Genomic DNA, 17,281 nt, shown 5'->3' with positions numbered 1-17,281 from the left:
TCTTTGATGAAAGAATTGTTTTATCTAGTCATGGTTCTCTTCAATAATTCTTACTTTTGCCAATCCTACAAATTCAGCACCATCTTTAAAACCAGATGCTTTCACAATTACATATGGATCGTCCTCATAATACTCTGCATGAAAAATTGCACCTTGGGGAATAACCACTTCGTCATATCCCCAACCATGATATATTAAATCTTCTAATGCCTCACATTGTACCAGTTTAATGTTGCACAACTCCTTATAAAAGTATTATTTGATTAACTTTAGTCTAATCTTGATATCTTCCAATTCATTATGTAATTCGACACTTCCATGCTTTCACCTTCTATATACACTTAATATAATTGTATTATTTTTATTTAATTAAGTCAATACCTTATTGATCAATTTCACCAATATCGAATCCAAACATATTTGCAAGTTTTATTCTCGTCTCACTCTTTACCAACATCCATAGCAAACTCATTTCGTATCTATATCCTCTACATAAATACTTTGCGGAAATTCCCTTCTGGTCTCTCTTCTCTTCAAATACCTTAATTCCTCGACTTCTCATTTCCTGCCTTAGTTCAAAATACTCCTTATTTACCTTCTTCTGTATCAATTTTAAGTGAGTAGTGAATACATCGGGTAATTTCCAGTTACCCGATTTGATCTGTTCTATATTGCGCTGCAACACATCTAGAATTACAGGATAAATTAAATAATACTTAACTAAGCGAATATCCTCATTTGTTTGTCGTTGACTAGCCATAAAAACGCCTCCGTAAGAACTTATGTTCCTACATTATAACTAACCGTTCTTGACTTGTAAATTCGGTCATCAATTAAGCCAACAAAAACCTTAGTGCTTTAGTGTATTTTTTCTGTCGATCATAGTCATGCTTCGTTGGATTCTTAATTCTTGACATGTCCAGGTTATCTGAAAGGTCTTGGATTTTAACATTACTGGCAAGTGGATTTTGTTTACAGCGTTCAATAAACTCCATATACGACTCATTTTTCTGTCTTGTTAGAGCATGAATCGCTTTACAAACCTCCGTTGAATACCCTTCACAAACCAGATCGTCAATCAACTCACCTGAATCCTCAATTACATCGTGCAGCACAGCAACAATACGCTCTTCTTCTGATTTCATTTTCATCATAACACGTAAAGGATGCAGTATGTATGGATGTCCTCCCTTATCTGATTGCCCTTGATGCGCAGTTGTTGCAAGTACTATGGCTTTTTCTAATTGGTTCATTTAATCTCCCCCTTTGAAATGTTCATTTTATCATCAAGTACAGATCTTCTAGTTCAACCTCAAGATGCTTAATACAATCTTTGGCACTGTAACAAACATAATATCCATTCTTATAATATTTCACATATTGCTCCATTAGTTGCTCAACCGAATATGTGTATCTTCTGTCTGCGATAAATGCTTCAATTCTCTCTCTTGCCAACTGTTCCGTCAATACTATCAAATCCTTTCTTCATAACTTAGAGTTATAGTCTACATAATACGGACAATTTGAACATTCTCTATTGTCGATATGCATACATTCCGACTCATCAAAACACCATCGGGCAGTTTTCGTTTCAGAGTCCTTCGCATTATCAACGTGATGTACGATTCTCATTTCAATATTTTTATTTTTAGACATAAATATATCTTCTCCTTTTTTATGTGCCCTTGTAAAATATGTACTTCATCAAATTTATAATTTTCTTCCACAGATTGGACAGAAATTTATTTTAATTCCATATAACGAATGCGGTACACTACCACCAATCACACTGTCTTCTAGGTAGTTGCAACTGTTAATGAATACACTGTAATCTCCCAACTGGCTTTTCATTAATGATTTTCTGTCTATGAGTGGATTACCAGTACAATATTCACAACATCTATTTGCCTCAATTTCTTCATTGAATTTCAACATATCACCAATTGCCTGAATTCTACCTTCCGCTCTATATACATCTTCAGGTAGAATATGATGATATTTAAGTACGTCAACGACCTTCTTAGCGCGTTCAGAATAGTCATTTGCCCATTCAGTTAATTTTTCGATTGAAAATTACCTCCATACTATATTTTTATCTTTGTTTTATTTTGGGTGTCGTTATATGGTACATACTGACTGGCTGGCATCCAAAGCCACTTATTTGAATACTCATCAAATAAAAGGAATTGAGTTAGCCCATTTTCGAGTTGCTGCACCGCATAAACAAACCGAATTAAGGTTGAATTATAGACAGGCACTACTTTGAACATTCATATCTCCTCCGCGCTTTTATTTACTCTTTAACACTCCGTTTTTCATTGTTTTTTTTCTTCATGAAACACGCATTTCATCATAAATATAGTTCATCCATGTTGTATCCAGACTTAATAAATCTAATCGTCTTCTTTCTATTACAGTCATTTCCTAAGTATGTATAAATCTCATGCATATCATCAACCGTGAACTCTGTTCCTAAATACTCGTTCAGGATTTCTCTGATCCGTTTTTGCCAATATTCACTTACTCCTTTGCAACTTGGTCGTGATAACCAGGCAATCACTTTACACTTTAGAGTTAATTCTGAATCAACATCTTCAAGTCTGAAGTATATATTATTTCTTGGTTCAACAATTAATTCAAAGTTGGGATTAATAAAGACGTTTGGAGAATGTCTTTGTACGATTTTCATAAATTTCTGAATTTCAGTTCGATTCATCTTATGGCTCCCAGACATAAAGTCTATAGTCATCATCAACCAACTTATAAAAACTAGGGCTATAATCGCCTGAGAATTGATCATTTAAAAATTCAACGATCTTTGAGCCGTAGAATTCATTAACGCTCTCACACACCAACTGGTCATTTACACTTTCTCTATCAAAGTTGTCTTTGCAAATAATCTTCATTTTATTTCCTCCTAATTTTAATGAAACGTGCCTTTCACTTAGTCTTTATAACCCAAATAAGATTTCCACTCTTCAATCATTGTCCCGCATCCATTCTTAATGTCCTCTAATGCTTCAACTAATTCTTCTTCGGTCACGGTGTGTTCATCATGATATCTTTTTAGTAGATAGTGTATAAATTGATGTGTTTGTTTGTAGTCTTGAAGAGTATCCCAATTGATGTGCGACAACTTTAAAACCTCCCATTCCCCATAAAATAGACCTTTTACTAAGTTTTCATATTCTTACTCACATAGCATTCAGCAAGCAATAGACCGTATCACTAAATCATGGTAAACTTAATGGTAAATATAGGGGGTGTCACTTGCTTGAAGAAGTATTTATTTATTTTTATGATATTGCTGTTAACCATTCTAACTGCTTGTGGCGAAAACACACAGAATCATGCTAAACCCGATGCCATACGTGATGAACTGTGGGAAAAGTCTAAGCAATTATCCATCTTGATCATTAACACCGTCAACACCAGTGATAAGCACGACGATTATGTACCATCAGTTAGTGGACAATATAAGCGTTACAGCAAAGAGCTGACGAACATTACAGAAAAAGAACAGGAATTAGTTGACGATGTTAGTAATTTATTTGACACATCCATAAATGAGTTTATTTCAAGATCCTTTGATGAGCACAGTAAGGAATATGCTGAAACAAAAGAAAAGATTGAAGATTGGTTCGGTGTCTCTAACTTGGCATATGAAAATTATGACTCTACCGTGTTGAGTGTTTATTTTGATCATGCCAAGCAGAATGAAATTGACAGCGACCCAGTTAAGATATTTATGGATAACAACAATATCACTCTTACAGCAAAAGACGTTCAATTTAATATGTCAAACAACCTGGATAAAGATTTTGCTATTTCTGGAACGGCAAGACTAGATGATTATTATAACTATGGTTTTGATACAAGTATCGAGTCAGAGTATTTCAATCTAGAATTGACACCTGAAGATGGTGATAGATGGAGCCTATACCTTGAGAGAGCAGCATTTACTAAATTGTTCGATGAGCTCCAAGACAAAGGCGAAGTTCAAGTAATGGTATCAGCTACTATTCCATCGGGCAGATTTGAACCTAATCAGGGTAATATGGCTTTTGTTACAAAAGCAACTTGGCAATAAACATTAACGGAAGGGCTAATGCCTTTCCTTTTTTCATTCTCTGTGCCTTCATTATTTTGGGTTTGTATACATTTCGTTAGCTATCAAACATCTTTTCAGTATCTCTTTATATTCATTCAGAACATATTCGGCCCAGTATTCTGGAGGATAATGTCCTACAAATTCAGGATCTTCTATGTATAACTCTGCAAATGAAGAATGCTCAACCATCACATTTACAACCGGATCAGTTAAACACGTATCCCCTAGGCATTCTTTAACCAATTCAATATACCCTATAGTTATCCAACTCCTTCATTATAAAACAACCCTTTTATCAACTTTTTAAGCCCTCATAAATCTCTGTACAGGCATCAGTAGTCCATATATTCCTCCTTTAAAGAATTTCATACTTTGCATTTAAATTACTATAAGTTAATGGAATTAGACCATCCATAAACCAACCTTCTTCGCTGCAATACACAATCGCTTCATCGGTACGTCTGGTGACATACCAGTTTTCATCGGCAAAGTGAGCTTTTGCAATTTTTCCGACCGGAAGTTCATTTATCAATTCAGGCAATGATAGTTGTTTATTCAAAATAACTCCTCCTTATAAAAATGGTGGATAATAACCACTGAAGTCATTATACCACCATTTAAATAATTTGTATATATTTATTTTATTAATAATGGAAAACGCATCTTTTACGCAGAGTGTTCCAGCACCAGCGTAATCGCGATAAGATGCACTCTCCTTAATACTCATGTTCGGCATCTTTATTATACATCAGGTATTCATTGCTTTTCCAGTCTTAGCTAATTCTCAAGTGTTTTTTATCTTTAACAAGTTCCACACCTTCAATCACTTCACCCTTCTTAACAGCGTCCAAGAGGCTCTTCGTGTCAATTTTCGGATCTTGGGTGATTTTATATGTATCAGGAATTAATTTTGGATTAATCACGTTTAGTGACGGCGGGTTAGCTTGCAGACGTACCTTAAATAATCCTGCGTTCACACTGTTAATGCCACTTGATTCAAGCATTGACTGCATATATGACTTAATACCATCATGTTTATTCTGCAGTACCTTACGTCTCTTTGCTAAGCGATCCTCTTCGTCTTTAAGTGCTTTAATATCGGCCTCAATATTCTTCATAAGTTTAGCCGTATTTTCGCATTTGTTCTCAATAAGATCATCAATTGACTCCAGATTGTCAATTAGAGCTTGGATTTCATCTTCAGACATATCATCTTCAAGTATATCATTAGCGTAATCATTGAATTTCTTGTACATCCCAGTTAGTTCATATAACTTCATTTAATCATTCTCCTTTTTATTTTTATTTGATAAACACTATGTATCATCAAGATTGCTTTGGGACCCATTTCATTACTTTTACTTCTTTGAGTTCAACCTCTACACAATCAACTTCATCTTGGTAATCCCACGGAGATTCATCTTGCATTTCTGTAGCACCTTCAGAATAATACGTTTGATAAAACTTACCTTCATGCTCAAACACAATTTTATGATGAATGCTCCATCTTGAAGTCTCGGTAATCTCATCGACCATGGCGCTATACGGCAAATCTAATTCATTTTTCAAGTAGCTCTTTTTAAACTTCATTTAAAATCACTCCATATCCTTTACAATGTTCGCACTCAACTAACGGTTTATTAATTACTTCCATGAGTTCATCCAGATATTTTTGTATATTTTGTTTTAGGTCTTCTTCGTTTTTACCTTCAAATGGCTCAATAACTGGATAGCTATTGTATGATGACGGTGCCACCTCAAAAACCTTTGTCGTTCTCGATCTTCGATATCTAGTTTCATATTTAGGTTTTCTTTTCCCGATATCAACTCTGAATTCTTCAGGTTCATGAGAAATCTCTTTACTCACAGTAAAACAAAAATCATAGTCACTTGTGATTTTAGCCCATCTTGTATCGATATGTGTTTTGACGTAGTTACGAACGATTCTGTAACTATCAGCACGAGACAACTTACATGGTTTAGTTGAAAGTAAAATTGGATGAGTTGAAATTTGATCCAGAAGGGAATGCTGCAATGTGTAATCGTTACGTACAATTTCAAAATTTTCAAGTTCAGCTATAACAATAAGTTCAAATTCTACATCATCAAGTCCCGGATCTGTTAGTTCATATTTGAGCTCATATAACCCATATACCGATTCGTATTGTCCTGTGTCCTCATCAAAATCTGAACGATGCAATACTTTAGGGAGTCCTGTGTTGTAATGTGCTTCCTTTAACTCATATCTTTCATTGATTCGCTCAGTAGGCAATTTCCTTTGAATTGAGTTAGGCACTTCTTTGATCTCGAACCAATCTTTTCTATATGTATCTGTAGGTAATTCATTATCAAAATATAGGCTCTTCAATTTCGTATGATGATAAGAATCATTCTTAATATTATCAGAAACATAAACCCTACTTTTGGTTTTGATTGCAATAAGTTTTAGCGGTTCCTTATTACTTTGTCCTTTATTCAATTTATCAGTTCTCCTTTTCAAATGAATTTACATTTGATTCAAATTAATTGTCTGCCAGATCGACACCAAAGATATAATTGCTACTTATACCTCGAATACCGTCTTTCGAATTGACAGCTTCGATATTACCGCCATTCACAAATTCAATATTGCTTATCTTTTTTGTGTTACGTTGGTCTCTAACAAATTTATGTATTTGAATCAGTTCTCTAAAATTTCTTCTATGCATCATCTCAATAACTTCATCCATAATGATATACATCGATTCCTGATGATCTCGTCTAAGTGAAGACGGACAATCTAACTGATCTGGTGTTGCTGCGTTATATTGTTCTTCACTCTCGGGGCAACATTGGTCAAATGAGTTCCACAAACAATGTTCATTATTACAATTCATATATTCAATCCTACTCCCATACAGATATTCTTTCTATTTTTACTTTTTTAACAATCTCTCTGTGATGCCACTGTCCACACCAATTACATTTTCTTGTATTGTTGACGTATGTATATCTTCCATCTGTTCCTAACATCCAGCCGTTGTGGTCTGGGTCAAAAATACACCGGCCAATCTTTTCATATTCATCAAAAAACCAGTCAGTTATATCGAGTAAATCTTCTTTTTTCCACACACACAACGAATAAAGTTCGCAATTGCCTTTCCGTAAAACAGTATTCATAAAATAGCCGCTACTTTTATTGCCGTAAGGATCAATTATAATCTGCATCCCATTTGACAGATCCGTATTAAATGGCAGATGCTCCCCGTCCCATCTACTATGGTGATTCCAATAAATCCTAAGTTGACTATCAATATACTCGTTCTTCTTAACAATCTTGCTGAGAAACTTGTATAAGTTCCAACTGTACTTATTAGATTCACCTTTTACCTTTGGTTTGATTTTTCCAAGATTCACTTAACCTCCCCTTTCTATATGAAAGTCCTCTTTTATCGTTTTTCTAAGTACCTTGCTGGTTTCTTGAAAATCTCATCGTTGTGCCATTCAAGATACAATTTATTAGGCGAATGATTTGGATTATATGGTTTAAGTATCTCTTGCCCATGATAACCAAATAATAGTTTAGATGAATCGCCATAGCTTAGAGCAGATGAAGATACAACAAGAATATTGTTTTTGTGAATAGTGAATGATCCATAATCAAATAAAGTATGGTGTAATGAACAAAGCGCCAATCCATTCTCTTCTTTATCTGGCCCTCCATATTTGTGCCATTTGATATGAGCTGCTTCTAATCCCACATAGCTATGATTGAGGTGAAGGTTAAATCCACATACTGCACATCTATATCCATATGTTTCGAGTACATTTTTCCTAAATAGTGGGCTTCTGGGACGCTTCTTAATTGTCATAGTCATTAAGCCTGTGCTATTCAGAAGGTCGTCATATTGTGTTTCTGCAAAATAATACTCTAGCAACATGCTAGTTAATTCCTCAATTAAAGATGGATTATTCAACAACAACGCATGTACTTCTTTCGTAAATCCTCCAGAGGTATTATTTAACTGTTTGATAGTGATTTTTTTATCAATTTCTTGATTTACTTCCCAATAACCATCATTTCTAAGGTATACATATGGGTACTCTGGATGGTTTGAATTACTAAATCTTGATAACAGTTCTTTCATGTCTCTTTTAATCTCTATATAAGGAATCCATTTGATCCCCTCATTAAGTAAACGTCCAAGAGCATAAAGCGTTAGGAGTGGTTTATGTGGGGACATTTTTCCATCCTTTTTCCAAGTCCCAAGATTTATAACTGCTTTTTTTATATCTTCCGAATTCATTGATTTCATCACCTTATGATATGATTAATAGTTCAAATATACCATAAGATGATAGTCGCTAAGTCTATTTTATTACTGTCGTTTCTTTCTTATCAAAATCAACAAGTACCTTAATTGCGTCTTCCATCATTACTGCTAAATCCAAGGAATCATATTGACAATTCACTTCAATAACTCTTTCTCTGTCCATGCTAATTAATTTCCAATCCAAATTTATCACCTAAATTGCACAGACAGTGCATCCTTCCTTATTCTCTCCATCAGCATCATGCAACTTCTTCAAATCCCAACTATCGATAAATTTTCTAATTTCATTGCGTTGAACCATTTCAATCATTTGATCTAAATTATGTACTAAATCGCATTCATTGACTTTTTTATATTGCTTTTTTAAATATCTAATAATGGTTTTATCAGCATTCAATTTAATTTTTTCTAAAGAATTATTCTTAACCCAAGTATAATCTCTTCTATCGGAATGTTGTACTTCATATTTTCGGGCTGCTTCAAACCAATCAGGATAAAGTTTTGAAAGTATTGCCCATTCAACCATCCTTTGATAAAAACAAAAGTAACAACCAGAGCGAGTTCTCCATTTATAGTAATTTGGTAATCCCATTTCTGAATTTTCAAGAATTCTATAAATATCAGACAAGGAAAGATTATCTTCTCTGTAAGGAAATACAGATACAATGTTTTTATTATCATTTTTATTCTTACCTTTACTCTTGTATCCATCTCTCATTGGTTCGTCTGCCCTAATTCCCACATAACTGATGCAATAATCAGAGCCTACCCAAGCTTCCATTGTTTCTATTTTCATAATTCTCGTACACCATCTTACTCTAGGTGAAGGTAGATATCCATTATATTTAGAGAGAATTTCATCAAATGGATTAAAATCATCTTCTCCATCTACTACTATAAACTTATGTTTAGAATTTATATCTGCTTTAATTCTTAATACTTTTTTACCTAGATATTCTTCCATTTTGTCTAGATATTCATAAACTTCAGGCAACTCTGAGCCAGTATCAGTAAAGAACAACTCTAATTTCTCAAATATATCTGGTCTAGTATTTTTAATATGTATCGCTAAGGCTGAAGAGTCTTTTCCTCCACTTATACCGCATATATGTCTAGGGTTTTCTTTTGTGCCTTTAATTAAATATTCACTCCTCTTGTTCTTGATCAAATTTCTATTTCATCTACTCCTAATACCATTCAGGCTCATCACGTTCGCAAGCTGTTTTAACTTTCACTTCTTCTTCTAAACATTTTTCACAGAAGTATGTATCGACTCGTTTAAAAATGATACTCCATCCATTGGACTCTCTGTTCTTCTTGGTGTCTAAATGAACAAATTTATGTTCACATGTCAAAACTATCACCTTCCTATATAATTACAATTTTATAGTCTTTCAAAATAATCATATGTTTCTTTATCATCTAGCATAGCCTTGTTAATGATATCTCTAAGATCATTAGTTCCAATTGTCTTGAATCCTCCGCTTTCCATCCGATCCAGGACATCAACTAAAAATTTCGCCATATTAGCAGTACCCAATTTATAGGCCTTCATTACTGAAGTATCTGCGATAATTTCCTTAAACATCTTATCTAAAGGTCTTTCATTCGTCTCGTTCTGCAAGATCAAAACCTCCATCTCTTGATAAAATCACGATTTTACATAAATTTATTTCTATTCTTAATGAGAATTGTCTTTATATCTTGGTAATCATGTCCCAATTTAATCAAATTTTTTATTGCCTGTTCTACCTCTACTATTTTTTTGAGGTCTTCAGTACTTAGTGCATCTCTTAACGTCTTTTTTGTCTAGATCATACATCTTCAGCAAACCATTTGCATCTGTATCAAATAAAATCTTATACACAAGATTGGTGAATGTGGAGTACTCAAAACCCTTCTTTAATGTCCCCTCATAAAAGTCTCTTATTGCATCAGTCAAATATCTTCTTTCTCTTTTAGTTATCTCACGTTCTAAAGCCCATTTTCTTTGCTCCTCCGACGAAATCTCTTCTACATTGAGCAAGTAGTTCCTAATAGATTTTGCAACTTCTGATTCAGTAAGCAGCATCCCAATTCTTAGGAGACCTCTTCTAGTTAACAAACTAAGTGAATTAATACCCTTAAACGCATGTTCACCTTGGACACGCGTCTTAAAATCAGCTAAACTCTTGCCTTTTAATACTCTTACTTCTGAATATTCATTAAATTCATTTCTATGACGTTTAATTATTGATTGTACGGTGTCAGTTGAAACTTCGTAGTAGTTTGCGCTCATTTCAACTGTAACTTCATTTAAATCTGATAAAGTTGCTACAAATTTTACCTTGTCTAAAACATCATCTTTAAAAACTAGTTCATCTCTCTTCGTTTTACTCTCAACAAGAATTAGTTCATCAATACTTAGCACAGTGTTTTCTTTCAATTTCTCTCTCCTCATGATTAATTTTTGATAAAGTTCTCATTTCATATAAACTATGTATTTTTACTTTTTACGAATTAGGTTTTTCTTAGCTCGTTCAGATGCCTTTTTTCGCTGCTCTTCTGTCATTACTCGCTCTTTGCCGCTTCTAAAAGAAACCTGATTAAACTTTAGATCCTTATAATGATGGCCTCCATCGGGATCTACCTTGTACGGCTCTGCTCCCACCTTGCGCAACTTAGTGATTATTGTTTGCTGAAGCGTGTACACCGTCCAGGACTTACATTCATCATCTGATCTAATTACTGTCTCTCTTTCCTCTGCTAATGCTATGACAATCGACTCCTTACGGTTTCATTTTTTGAACACTTTAAATCACCCCAATAATCATAAATACTAATTATTTTTGTGTATTTGAGATTCCCACACCAATTTTCAAAGCAAAATGGTTCATCATATGTATAACAATCGTTAATGTGCCATGATTTAACTTCAGTAATAGTTTTATCATTTTTTACAAGTATGTAGTCAAACTCGTTATTTTCATAATTGCGCTTTACGTTATAAATGTCCCCATTATCACACACAATTTGATCGTGTAATTTAATCAATAACAATCACTCCTTTGTATAGTTGGGATTTCCAATTTCATTTCTTCAAGAATCGATTTTAAATCGTTGTATTTTTCTATGTATATCTCATATCTAAGTTGTGCAAGATCTGCCTTGTGTCTCATAGTATCTCTTTCTTTTTCTAACTCAACTACAAATGTTTCGAGATGTTTTACATGCTGTTCAACAACAGTCTTCGCTCCATGCATACTCATATTTTAAATCTCCTTTCTGATATAAATTTTAATCTTGATACTCTTCAAGTAGTTCTATTGCAAACTCTAAATCATAAATCTGGTGTTTTAATTTGGTGATAGTCTTTCCCATAATATTGTCCTGTCTTTGCCCATACTGTTCAACCTCGTGTTTCTTATCGCGTAATTCATATTTCAATAACTGCAGCGCATATTCTCCAGACATTTAATCTTCTCCCTTCTGAATGTTAGATTCATTATCAACTCTTAATCGACTATTTAAGTGGCCGCAAATTTTACAGGCTTTCTCATGGGTAAACCAGCCACCCTGTTTGATTTCCACTAATTCATACTCGTGTTTGTGATTGCTTTTCTTCGTCACTGAAAATACTCCTCACACTATCTCTTTTGGTATAATGATCAAATAAGATTTCTTGACCAAATGTCAAAGGTTTCTTTAGTACAGAAAGCTTTCACTTCTTCAATTGTGTCAAACTGCTCCCAGAAGTGACCATCACAAATCGGATGAAATACAATGTAACTTTTTGTTGCAGGGAACTCGTTGTGCTTATTTTCTTGAATAATCCATCCATTGATATTTCTATTCTTCATCGTACTGCTCTCCTTTCATAAGAAAAGATTCATTTTTCTGCCCTTTCAAGTTTTTATTTTCCTCAATCAGTGCTCTGATCCATTTTTGTGTGTTGGTTAGCAATCTGTCTTCCCACTCATTAGGCCAAAATGTTGCATATTCCTCGCTGATTTTAGGTGCTTTCAAAATCTTTGGAGTAAACATTGCCGGTTCCTCGGATTGTTTCATGTATAGATCGTAACTACTCTCATTTTGTTCGGAAAACCAACCCAATCCACAATGGTTTAGGGTTTCGAGCATTTCATTATATTCTTTTTCAGTTAACATCCAAACCCTCCTTCTCTGTGAAATGCTGATTTCATAGTAAAACGTCTCAAAACTTGTTTTTTGTTTTTTCAGTCTCATTATATTTGTGAAATGACATAATCCCCTAGATAACAACAGGAAAATCAAGATCAAAATGAGGCTAAATACTCAAGAGTAAGATTCCATAATATGTTAATGTTAAAATATCCCAAATTAAAGGAGGAAATGTATTATGAAAATCAAATCTTTGACAATTGGCGCTCTGTTAGGGGTATCTATTGTATTGGGAAGTGTAAGTGCTAGTGCTGCACCTGTTGATACAAATTCTGTATCTCCATTTGCTGACCAAAATTTGGTCTTGCGCGTCGGTGAAATCCATAATTTTAGCGGTACAATCTCCATGGTTGATAATATACAGAATGTGATAGCTGTGACATATCCTTCGACTATTAGAGGAATTAAGCCAGGACAAGCCAAACTTAGAGTTTATAGTAATGGGGTATATACATATTATGATATCTTCGTTAAAAGTGGCACATAAGTAAACTTACTGCCTCATAATTAATGCATTGCATCACTAAAGCACTACGTAACGAGTTCATCTTTTTTTCGTAGTGCTTTGGTGTTTCTCTACGTTCTTCCCACTCTTCTTGTTTTCGTTCCACTCCCCTTTCTCAGTAAAAGATCGATTTTATCAATATTGTACAAATACATCTTTATCATTAGCGTAATCTTCCCACGCATTTAAGAATGACACATAACTTGTGATTACTCTCTTGGCTTCTTCGACTCCACAACACACTCTTTTTCTATACTCCATAAGTCCAGGATATTGCCTAATATTTCTGTATTTGTGAATCGCATCTCTCACATCTTTATGGAGAATTTCTTCCCATCTTTCATTCTCATTATTAAAGTCCTCTATCGTTGCTTTCCTTGAAAAAATCATCTAACTTACGCCTCCTTTCCGATGAAATATCAATTTGATTATCTATTATTGTTTTGTGGTAAAATGTTCAATATATCTATTGACTGTGGGGTCATGCGAGATGAGTCAAATCACAGCTATTTTTTCTGTTATTGGTGTAACTTCTGTAATTGCTCTGATTGGATTAATAATTAAATCAATTGCTATGATCAAAACCTCTAGTTTTGAGAAGTTAATAATGTCTGATCAGCACAAAATAACTACCAATGTCATGCTGGTTGTATATGTGGCTCTAGGCTATGCATTTGTTTTTACAAGTTGGATGACCATAGCATTCAACTTTGAATGGAAAGAAATTTTTAGATTCTTTTCTTTTATTTTCGCTATGGGATTGGTAGTAAACTGGCTGTTGTTTCATAAATTTATACCAGATAAACCAACCAAATACTTTGTTTATATCGATGATAAAAAATACTATATTACAAAAAGCACTTCTAATGGAGAGATTATATTAAGCAAGGCTCCATTTAGCTTTTCTGAGATAATGTTAATCAAAAGAGAAGATCTATTAAACAAAAAAATCGAAATAGATTATTTTTCGAACTGAATTCACGAAAAAATTTTCTGAATATAAACCTTAATTTTCTGATGGCTGTCTGATTCCACTTGAACACTATTCGATAGGATTAGCAATACGTCCAGTGCTTCAATCCCCAAATCCCTGACACAGTTGATAAGTTGCATTTCATCGTAGTGTAAATCAACACCGCTCACTGTTACGTTTGGCATTATTATTCATTCCTTGTTTATTTTTATAATATTCTTTACCGCTTACCTCACGCTCAGTGGCTTTTCCACATCTCAAACACCTACTGAGTGTTTGAGATTCGAATATTTCTTCACCACATCGAGCACATTTATCATTGGGCTTGTTCATTGTATTCCCCATTTAATCTCCTGTTCTATTTTTTTTGCTTTACTTCATATTATTAAACGCCTCATCAATTGCTTCATTAAAACTGCAGCCACCATTGTAGTATCTCACTTCAAATTCAATCTCATTGTCATTTATTTTCTTGACCTTAAAAATATCGCTATCTGAATCAACAGCCTCTTTTTCGGCCAGATAAATCATACCATCGATAATTACTGCTTTATCGAAATTTTCATCTAAGAAAAATTCTTCATAAGAATCACAATATGACGGAAGTTCCTTATCATCTAATAACCTCTTGCATTGATCTTCTAAAGTTTCATTGTTATATCGTTCAATCATTTTCAAGATACCTCTGTAATGAACTGTTTCACTCATTAATTTCAACCTCCTATTTACTCTTGTTTCCTCACTCATACTCTGATTTTCACGCTTAGATTTTTGATGAAATCCTAATTTTATCGCAAATCATAATACTCGATATTACCAAAAGCTGAGTCAGTAGTTTTAAATATTCCTTGTGTATCTTTTCTTGCAAATTTTACTTCAGCCCAACCATAACCCGATTTATCCAAGTCAACATAATATAGATGCCATGATTGACCTAGTTTTAATGCTTCTCGTCCACGTTCCTCAAGTCTTTGCCATAGGTTCAATATCTTCGTCCTCCTTTCTCAATAAAATACAGTTTTCACAGAGACTTTCTAACTTTCGTTATCGTAAAACTCGGCTATAATATCTTCTCCCTTTAAACCATCGTGATATCGTTTATGTATTTTCCAGATTGATATTCCAGTCATTTCAGACCATTGCGTCATCGTTCTTGTTGTCTTGCCAATTGTTATATTGACATTGTTCCTTCTGTTGTTATTTTGCTCTTTCATGGTAGCCCATCTGCAATTTTCAGGTTCATAATTTCCGTTTGGGTCAATCCTATCAATAGTTAAACCTTCATTATAACCATTTTCTAAAGACCAATTATAAAATGCAAAATCATTATTTAGCCACTCATCACAAATCTTTATTCCTCTTGCCCCATATGTATCGTAACTTTTGTCTGAATTGTTGTAACATCTTCTTTTCATTCCATCTAGAATCTTCATGATTCTGTTAGACGATATGCCTTTTTTTGTAGCTACAATGCAACCGCAACTCTTTGTAGCTCCTTTCATTAAGTTGTCTCTTAGGATCAATTTTTCATTTCCACAATCACATCTACACAGCCAATAACTTCTTGTTTTATTATTGACTCTCACAGATTTTCTCTCTTTAGCAACTAATCTTCCAAACCTTAGACCTGTCATGTCAATAAATCGCGAACCTCTATTTTCTTTGTTCATTAATATTGCTCCATCTTATCTTCAACTATCCCTTTAAAGTCATTAAGTTTATCGCGGATCTCCTGAAGTTCACTATAATTAACATCGTCTTCTTCAAAATACGTAATCAAATCGATGAATCGATCATAATTAAAATTCATACAGATCACTTCCAATCTAAAAGTATTTCTCGTACATCATCCCAATTATTTACTCGGTAAAATCGCTCCTCATCATGGTTGTGTGGAGCTGTATATAGGATTTTTGTCCCATGGAACGCCTCTAGATTCTTTGGTTTGTCATCGATTAGGTAATCAGCCATCACGATGCTCTTATCTCTGGTGAATACAAATTTTTTCTCATTCAAGAATGGAAAATGTTTCTTCAGCCATGTATGTTTTGCAGGAATATTCATAGGGTTATAGGCAGCGCTGACGACATAAATATCATAGATGTAACTGAGTTCTCTTAATACTTCTTGGCTCCCCTCCATTATCGAAAGATTGAGAAATAGATCGGGGTCATCCAGGTACTCATAAATTTTTGTACCACATTCTGGCTTACACAGGTGATGCCAATTCCAGCAACTTACTTGTTCAGGTGTCAGATTGTCGTCAAAGTCGCTGTTATAGCGACTTACCCATTCTGATAGGAGGTCTGCAATAACATTATCTTGATCAATACCTAGACGCTTCTTAGCCATTCGATTCCTCTTTCAGTTTTTGTAGTTCAACAAGGGCTAGAGTTCCATAGCCAACAAGATCCTGCAGAGTGTCCTCAATTGATTCATCAACAACTTGAGCTTCATTACCTTTAATCAAATTTTCCAATCGCCTCATCTTGTCATCCATTCTAATCAAAGCACTCATAATCCCGTACTTTTCAAACTGAAGACTAAATGAATTTCCGTAATCATGATTCTTTTTCTTAAGCAATCTCTCAACGCTATCGCAAACCTGTTCAATCAGCTGTTCCTGTCTTTTCATTTTTCATCACCCATTTTTATTATTTTCACCTTTACTTCATGTTTGCGTCCAAAATTTAACGCATCCTGCTCACTCTTAAAATAAACATCTAGCCGATTCCTTTTGATAGCCCCACCAATATCTTCAACTACTCTTTCACCAACTCCGTCTATGTACAACACTGTCCCGATAGGATACTTGTTAATATCAGCTGCCACAGTTCGCCCTTCAACTGTTGGTCTACCAGAATATGTAATACCGTAAGCCTCATCCCCAGGATTCTTTTTTGTTGATGCATAGTGATTGCTATATGCTGTAACTTCGAACAAAATCCAGTCACTATCACTATCAGTATTACTAATCTTCTTATTAATCTTCTTTGGTTTTGGTTTAGTGACTTCCGTTTCAGCCCTCTCTGACTCAGCCAACTTAACAACATTTAAATCCTGTCTAATATTCGTGTTTTTCGCTTCTCGTGCCTCATTAACATTTTTAAATTCCGTCTGAGTAATCGACAATGTTAATAGTAGAGAAAGGGCCATCTGCCACATATTCACCCTCCTAGCTATGTATATATCTAGTGGTT

The 17,281-nt window shown here is 34.2% G+C and carries 33 protein-coding genes; 3 read left to right on the top strand and 30 right to left on the bottom strand.

Annotation, left to right across the window (positions count from 1 at the left end; translation table 11 throughout):
* Positions 1-24 precede the first annotated feature (24 nt).
* From J7E85_RS01615 to J7E85_RS01585, 7 genes are all read right to left on the bottom strand, one after another.
* Entirely contained in the window at positions 25-240 is a 216-nt protein-coding gene (locus J7E85_RS01615) for a hypothetical protein (RefSeq protein WP_215154289.1), read from the bottom strand.
* A 142-nt stretch (positions 241-382) separates the two neighbouring features.
* Complete coding sequence (locus tag J7E85_RS01610) at positions 383-760, bottom strand: YhjD family protein (RefSeq protein WP_215154287.1); 378 nt, start codon at positions 758-760, stop codon at positions 383-385.
* Between the two features lie 73 nt (positions 761-833).
* Positions 834-1,253, bottom strand: a complete 420-nt coding sequence (locus J7E85_RS01605) for a GTP pyrophosphokinase (RefSeq protein WP_215154285.1) — start codon at positions 1,251-1,253, stop codon at positions 834-836.
* An 831-nt stretch (positions 1,254-2,084) separates the two neighbouring features.
* The gene (locus tag J7E85_RS01600; RefSeq protein ID WP_215154284.1) at positions 2,085-2,270 is read right to left on the bottom strand and encodes a hypothetical protein; all 186 of its coding nucleotides are present in this window, start codon (positions 2,268-2,270) and stop codon (positions 2,085-2,087) included.
* An 80-nt stretch (positions 2,271-2,350) separates the two neighbouring features.
* The gene (locus J7E85_RS01595) at positions 2,351-2,716 is read right to left on the bottom strand and encodes a hypothetical protein (protein WP_215154283.1); all 366 of its coding nucleotides are present in this window, start codon (positions 2,714-2,716) and stop codon (positions 2,351-2,353) included.
* 1 nt (position 2,717) lies between these two features.
* Entirely contained in the window at positions 2,718-2,906 is a 189-nt protein-coding gene (locus tag J7E85_RS01590) for a hypothetical protein (RefSeq protein WP_215154282.1), read from the bottom strand.
* Positions 2,907-2,944: 38 nt separating this feature from the next.
* The gene (locus J7E85_RS01585; protein ID WP_215154281.1) at positions 2,945-3,136 is read right to left on the bottom strand and encodes a hypothetical protein; all 192 of its coding nucleotides are present in this window, start codon (positions 3,134-3,136) and stop codon (positions 2,945-2,947) included.
* A 138-nt stretch (positions 3,137-3,274) separates the two neighbouring features.
* Between J7E85_RS01585 and J7E85_RS01580 the strand changes: the two genes are divergently transcribed.
* The gene (locus J7E85_RS01580) at positions 3,275-4,090 is read left to right on the top strand and encodes a hypothetical protein (protein ID WP_215154280.1); all 816 of its coding nucleotides are present in this window, start codon (positions 3,275-3,277) and stop codon (positions 4,088-4,090) included.
* 376 nt (positions 4,091-4,466) lie between these two features.
* Here the strand turns inward: J7E85_RS01580 and J7E85_RS01575 are convergent, their stop codons facing one another.
* From J7E85_RS01575 to J7E85_RS01500, 16 genes are all read right to left on the bottom strand, one after another.
* Entirely contained in the window at positions 4,467-4,670 is a 204-nt protein-coding gene (locus tag J7E85_RS01575) for a hypothetical protein (RefSeq protein ID WP_215154278.1), read from the bottom strand.
* Between the two features lie 214 nt (positions 4,671-4,884).
* Positions 4,885-5,391: a siphovirus Gp157 family protein gene (locus tag J7E85_RS01570; RefSeq protein ID WP_215154276.1), complete on the bottom strand. Its 507-nt coding sequence runs from the start codon at positions 5,389-5,391 to the stop codon at positions 4,885-4,887.
* A 46-nt stretch (positions 5,392-5,437) separates the two neighbouring features.
* Positions 5,438-5,701, bottom strand: coding sequence for a hypothetical protein (locus tag J7E85_RS01565; protein ID WP_215154274.1), 264 nt, complete (start codon positions 5,699-5,701; stop codon positions 5,438-5,440).
* Positions 5,691-6,590: a hypothetical protein gene (locus tag J7E85_RS01560; RefSeq protein WP_215154272.1), complete on the bottom strand. Its 900-nt coding sequence runs from the start codon at positions 6,588-6,590 to the stop codon at positions 5,691-5,693. The genes J7E85_RS01565 and J7E85_RS01560 overlap by 11 nt, the downstream gene beginning before the upstream one ends.
* Before the next feature lie 43 nt (positions 6,591-6,633).
* Positions 6,634-6,840, bottom strand: coding sequence for a hypothetical protein (locus tag J7E85_RS01555; RefSeq protein WP_215154270.1), 207 nt, complete (start codon positions 6,838-6,840; stop codon positions 6,634-6,636).
* Positions 6,841-6,997: 157 nt separating this feature from the next.
* Entirely contained in the window at positions 6,998-7,507 is a 510-nt protein-coding gene (locus J7E85_RS01550; protein ID WP_215154268.1) for a hypothetical protein, read from the bottom strand.
* 32 nt (positions 7,508-7,539) lie between these two features.
* Positions 7,540-8,397, bottom strand: coding sequence for a phosphorothioated DNA-binding restriction endonuclease (locus tag J7E85_RS01545; RefSeq protein WP_215154266.1), 858 nt, complete (start codon positions 8,395-8,397; stop codon positions 7,540-7,542).
* A 64-nt stretch (positions 8,398-8,461) separates the two neighbouring features.
* The gene (locus J7E85_RS01540) at positions 8,462-8,617 is read right to left on the bottom strand and encodes a hypothetical protein (RefSeq protein WP_215154264.1); all 156 of its coding nucleotides are present in this window, start codon (positions 8,615-8,617) and stop codon (positions 8,462-8,464) included.
* Positions 8,618-9,592, bottom strand: a complete 975-nt coding sequence (locus J7E85_RS01535; RefSeq protein ID WP_251035365.1) for a phosphoadenosine phosphosulfate reductase domain-containing protein — start codon at positions 9,590-9,592, stop codon at positions 8,618-8,620.
* 216 nt (positions 9,593-9,808) lie between these two features.
* The gene (locus J7E85_RS01530; protein ID WP_215154262.1) at positions 9,809-10,048 is read right to left on the bottom strand and encodes a hypothetical protein; all 240 of its coding nucleotides are present in this window, start codon (positions 10,046-10,048) and stop codon (positions 9,809-9,811) included.
* A gap of 150 nt (positions 10,049-10,198) precedes the next feature.
* Positions 10,199-10,849: a hypothetical protein gene (locus tag J7E85_RS01525; protein WP_251035364.1), complete on the bottom strand. Its 651-nt coding sequence runs from the start codon at positions 10,847-10,849 to the stop codon at positions 10,199-10,201.
* Positions 10,850-11,453: 604 nt separating this feature from the next.
* Complete coding sequence (locus J7E85_RS01520) at positions 11,454-11,672, bottom strand: hypothetical protein (RefSeq protein WP_215154260.1); 219 nt, start codon at positions 11,670-11,672, stop codon at positions 11,454-11,456.
* A 28-nt stretch (positions 11,673-11,700) separates the two neighbouring features.
* Complete coding sequence (locus tag J7E85_RS01515) at positions 11,701-11,877, bottom strand: hypothetical protein (protein WP_215154258.1); 177 nt, start codon at positions 11,875-11,877, stop codon at positions 11,701-11,703.
* Positions 11,878-12,033 carry a hypothetical protein gene (locus J7E85_RS01510; protein WP_215154256.1) on the bottom strand — a complete coding sequence of 52 codons (156 nt, stop codon included), beginning with the start codon at positions 12,031-12,033 and terminating at the stop codon, positions 11,878-11,880.
* Between the two features lie 38 nt (positions 12,034-12,071).
* Positions 12,072-12,263, bottom strand: a complete 192-nt coding sequence (locus J7E85_RS01505) for a hypothetical protein (protein WP_215154254.1) — start codon at positions 12,261-12,263, stop codon at positions 12,072-12,074.
* The gene (locus J7E85_RS01500; RefSeq protein ID WP_215154253.1) at positions 12,253-12,570 is read right to left on the bottom strand and encodes a hypothetical protein; all 318 of its coding nucleotides are present in this window, start codon (positions 12,568-12,570) and stop codon (positions 12,253-12,255) included. Before J7E85_RS01500 ends, J7E85_RS01505 begins: the two co-directional genes overlap by 11 nt.
* Before the next feature lie 211 nt (positions 12,571-12,781).
* Here J7E85_RS01500 and J7E85_RS01495 point away from each other — a divergent pair, with 211 nt between their 5' ends.
* Entirely contained in the window at positions 12,782-13,090 is a 309-nt protein-coding gene (locus J7E85_RS01495) for a hypothetical protein (protein WP_215154251.1), read from the top strand.
* Positions 13,091-13,243: 153 nt separating this feature from the next.
* Here J7E85_RS01495 and J7E85_RS01490 read toward each other — a convergent pair whose 3' ends face one another.
* Positions 13,244-13,498, bottom strand: coding sequence for a hypothetical protein (locus tag J7E85_RS01490; RefSeq protein WP_215154249.1), 255 nt, complete (start codon positions 13,496-13,498; stop codon positions 13,244-13,246).
* Positions 13,499-13,598: 100 nt separating this feature from the next.
* Here J7E85_RS01490 and J7E85_RS01485 point away from each other — a divergent pair, with 100 nt between their 5' ends.
* Positions 13,599-14,084: a hypothetical protein gene (locus J7E85_RS01485; RefSeq protein WP_215154247.1), complete on the top strand. Its 486-nt coding sequence runs from the start codon at positions 13,599-13,601 to the stop codon at positions 14,082-14,084.
* Between the two features lie 369 nt (positions 14,085-14,453).
* Here J7E85_RS01485 and J7E85_RS01480 read toward each other — a convergent pair whose 3' ends face one another.
* The 6 genes from J7E85_RS01480 to J7E85_RS01455 all read right to left on the bottom strand — a co-directional run bounded on the left by J7E85_RS01480 (position 14,454) and on the right by J7E85_RS01455 (position 17,246).
* Entirely contained in the window at positions 14,454-14,789 is a 336-nt protein-coding gene (locus tag J7E85_RS01480) for a hypothetical protein (RefSeq protein WP_215154245.1), read from the bottom strand.
* A gap of 80 nt (positions 14,790-14,869) precedes the next feature.
* Positions 14,870-15,067 (bottom strand): hypothetical protein, encoded by a 198-nt coding sequence (locus J7E85_RS01475; RefSeq protein ID WP_215154243.1) that lies wholly within the window; start codon positions 15,065-15,067, stop codon positions 14,870-14,872.
* Between the two features lie 48 nt (positions 15,068-15,115).
* A complete protein-coding gene (locus J7E85_RS01470) occupies positions 15,116-15,751 on the bottom strand; it encodes a hypothetical protein (RefSeq protein WP_215154241.1) in 636 nt (211 codons plus the stop codon).
* Positions 15,752-15,896: 145 nt separating this feature from the next.
* Positions 15,897-16,433 (bottom strand): 5' nucleotidase, NT5C type, encoded by a 537-nt coding sequence (locus tag J7E85_RS01465; RefSeq protein WP_215154239.1) that lies wholly within the window; start codon positions 16,431-16,433, stop codon positions 15,897-15,899.
* Positions 16,426-16,716, bottom strand: a complete 291-nt coding sequence (locus J7E85_RS01460; RefSeq protein WP_215154237.1) for a nucleotide modification associated domain-containing protein — start codon at positions 16,714-16,716, stop codon at positions 16,426-16,428. Before J7E85_RS01460 ends, J7E85_RS01465 begins: the two co-directional genes overlap by 8 nt.
* On the bottom strand, positions 16,713-17,246 hold the full coding sequence (locus tag J7E85_RS01455) for a 3D domain-containing protein (RefSeq protein WP_215154235.1): 534 nt from the start codon (positions 17,244-17,246) through the stop codon (positions 16,713-16,715). The genes J7E85_RS01460 and J7E85_RS01455 overlap by 4 nt, the downstream gene beginning before the upstream one ends.
* Positions 17,247-17,281: the final 35 nt, after the last annotated feature.

The sequence above is a fragment of the Paenibacillus sp. ISL-20 genome (assembly GCF_018613005.1).
Classification (GTDB): Bacteria; Bacillota; Bacilli; order Paenibacillales; family Paenibacillaceae; genus Paenibacillus_AQ.
This window is presented reverse-complemented; position numbering and strand designations above follow the sequence as displayed.

Coding starts and splice junctions, on each gene's coding strand:
- J7E85_RS01480 (WP_215154245.1), bottom strand. CDS start 14,789: ATGAGTGAAACAGTTCATTACAGAGGTATCTTGAAAATGATTGAACGA.
- J7E85_RS01520 (WP_215154260.1), bottom strand. CDS start 11,672: ATGAGTATGCATGGAGCGAAGACTGTTGTTGAACAGCATGTAAAACAT.
- J7E85_RS01485 (WP_215154247.1), top strand. CDS start 13,599: ATGAGTCAAATCACAGCTATTTTTTCTGTTATTGGTGTAACTTCTGTA.
- J7E85_RS01545 (WP_215154266.1), bottom strand. CDS start 8,397: ATGAATTCGGAAGATATAAAAAAAGCAGTTATAAATCTTGGGACTTGG.
- J7E85_RS01465 (WP_215154239.1), bottom strand. CDS start 16,433: ATGGCTAAGAAGCGTCTAGGTATTGATCAAGATAATGTTATTGCAGAC.
- J7E85_RS01505 (WP_215154254.1), bottom strand. CDS start 12,263: ATGAAGAATAGAAATATCAATGGATGGATTATTCAAGAAAATAAGCAC.
- J7E85_RS01495 (WP_215154251.1), top strand. CDS start 12,782: ATGAAAATCAAATCTTTGACAATTGGCGCTCTGTTAGGGGTATCTATT.
- J7E85_RS01470 (WP_215154241.1), bottom strand. CDS start 15,751: ATGAACAAAGAAAATAGAGGTTCGCGATTTATTGACATGACAGGTCTA.
- J7E85_RS01460 (WP_215154237.1), bottom strand. CDS start 16,716: ATGAAAAGACAGGAACAGCTGATTGAACAGGTTTGCGATAGCGTTGAG.
- J7E85_RS01590 (WP_215154282.1), bottom strand. CDS start 2,906: ATGAAGATTATTTGCAAAGACAACTTTGATAGAGAAAGTGTAAATGAC.
- J7E85_RS01500 (WP_215154253.1), bottom strand. CDS start 12,570: ATGTTAACTGAAAAAGAATATAATGAAATGCTCGAAACCCTAAACCAT.
- J7E85_RS01570 (WP_215154276.1), bottom strand. CDS start 5,391: ATGAAGTTATATGAACTAACTGGGATGTACAAGAAATTCAATGATTAC.
- J7E85_RS01565 (WP_215154274.1), bottom strand. CDS start 5,701: ATGAAGTTTAAAAAGAGCTACTTGAAAAATGAATTAGATTTGCCGTAT.
- J7E85_RS01600 (WP_215154284.1), bottom strand. CDS start 2,270: ATGTTCAAAGTAGTGCCTGTCTATAATTCAACCTTAATTCGGTTTGTT.
- J7E85_RS01490 (WP_215154249.1), bottom strand. CDS start 13,498: ATGATTTTTTCAAGGAAAGCAACGATAGAGGACTTTAATAATGAGAAT.
- J7E85_RS01555 (WP_215154270.1), bottom strand. CDS start 6,840: ATGGATGAAGTTATTGAGATGATGCATAGAAGAAATTTTAGAGAACTG.
- J7E85_RS01595 (WP_215154283.1), bottom strand. CDS start 2,716: ATGAATCGAACTGAAATTCAGAAATTTATGAAAATCGTACAAAGACAT.
- J7E85_RS01455 (WP_215154235.1), bottom strand. CDS start 17,246: ATGTGGCAGATGGCCCTTTCTCTACTATTAACATTGTCGATTACTCAG.
- J7E85_RS01610 (WP_215154287.1), bottom strand. CDS start 760: ATGGCTAGTCAACGACAAACAAATGAGGATATTCGCTTAGTTAAGTAT.
- J7E85_RS01515 (WP_215154258.1), bottom strand. CDS start 11,877: ATGTCTGGAGAATATGCGCTGCAGTTATTGAAATATGAATTACGCGAT.
- J7E85_RS01605 (WP_215154285.1), bottom strand. CDS start 1,253: ATGAACCAATTAGAAAAAGCCATAGTACTTGCAACAACTGCGCATCAA.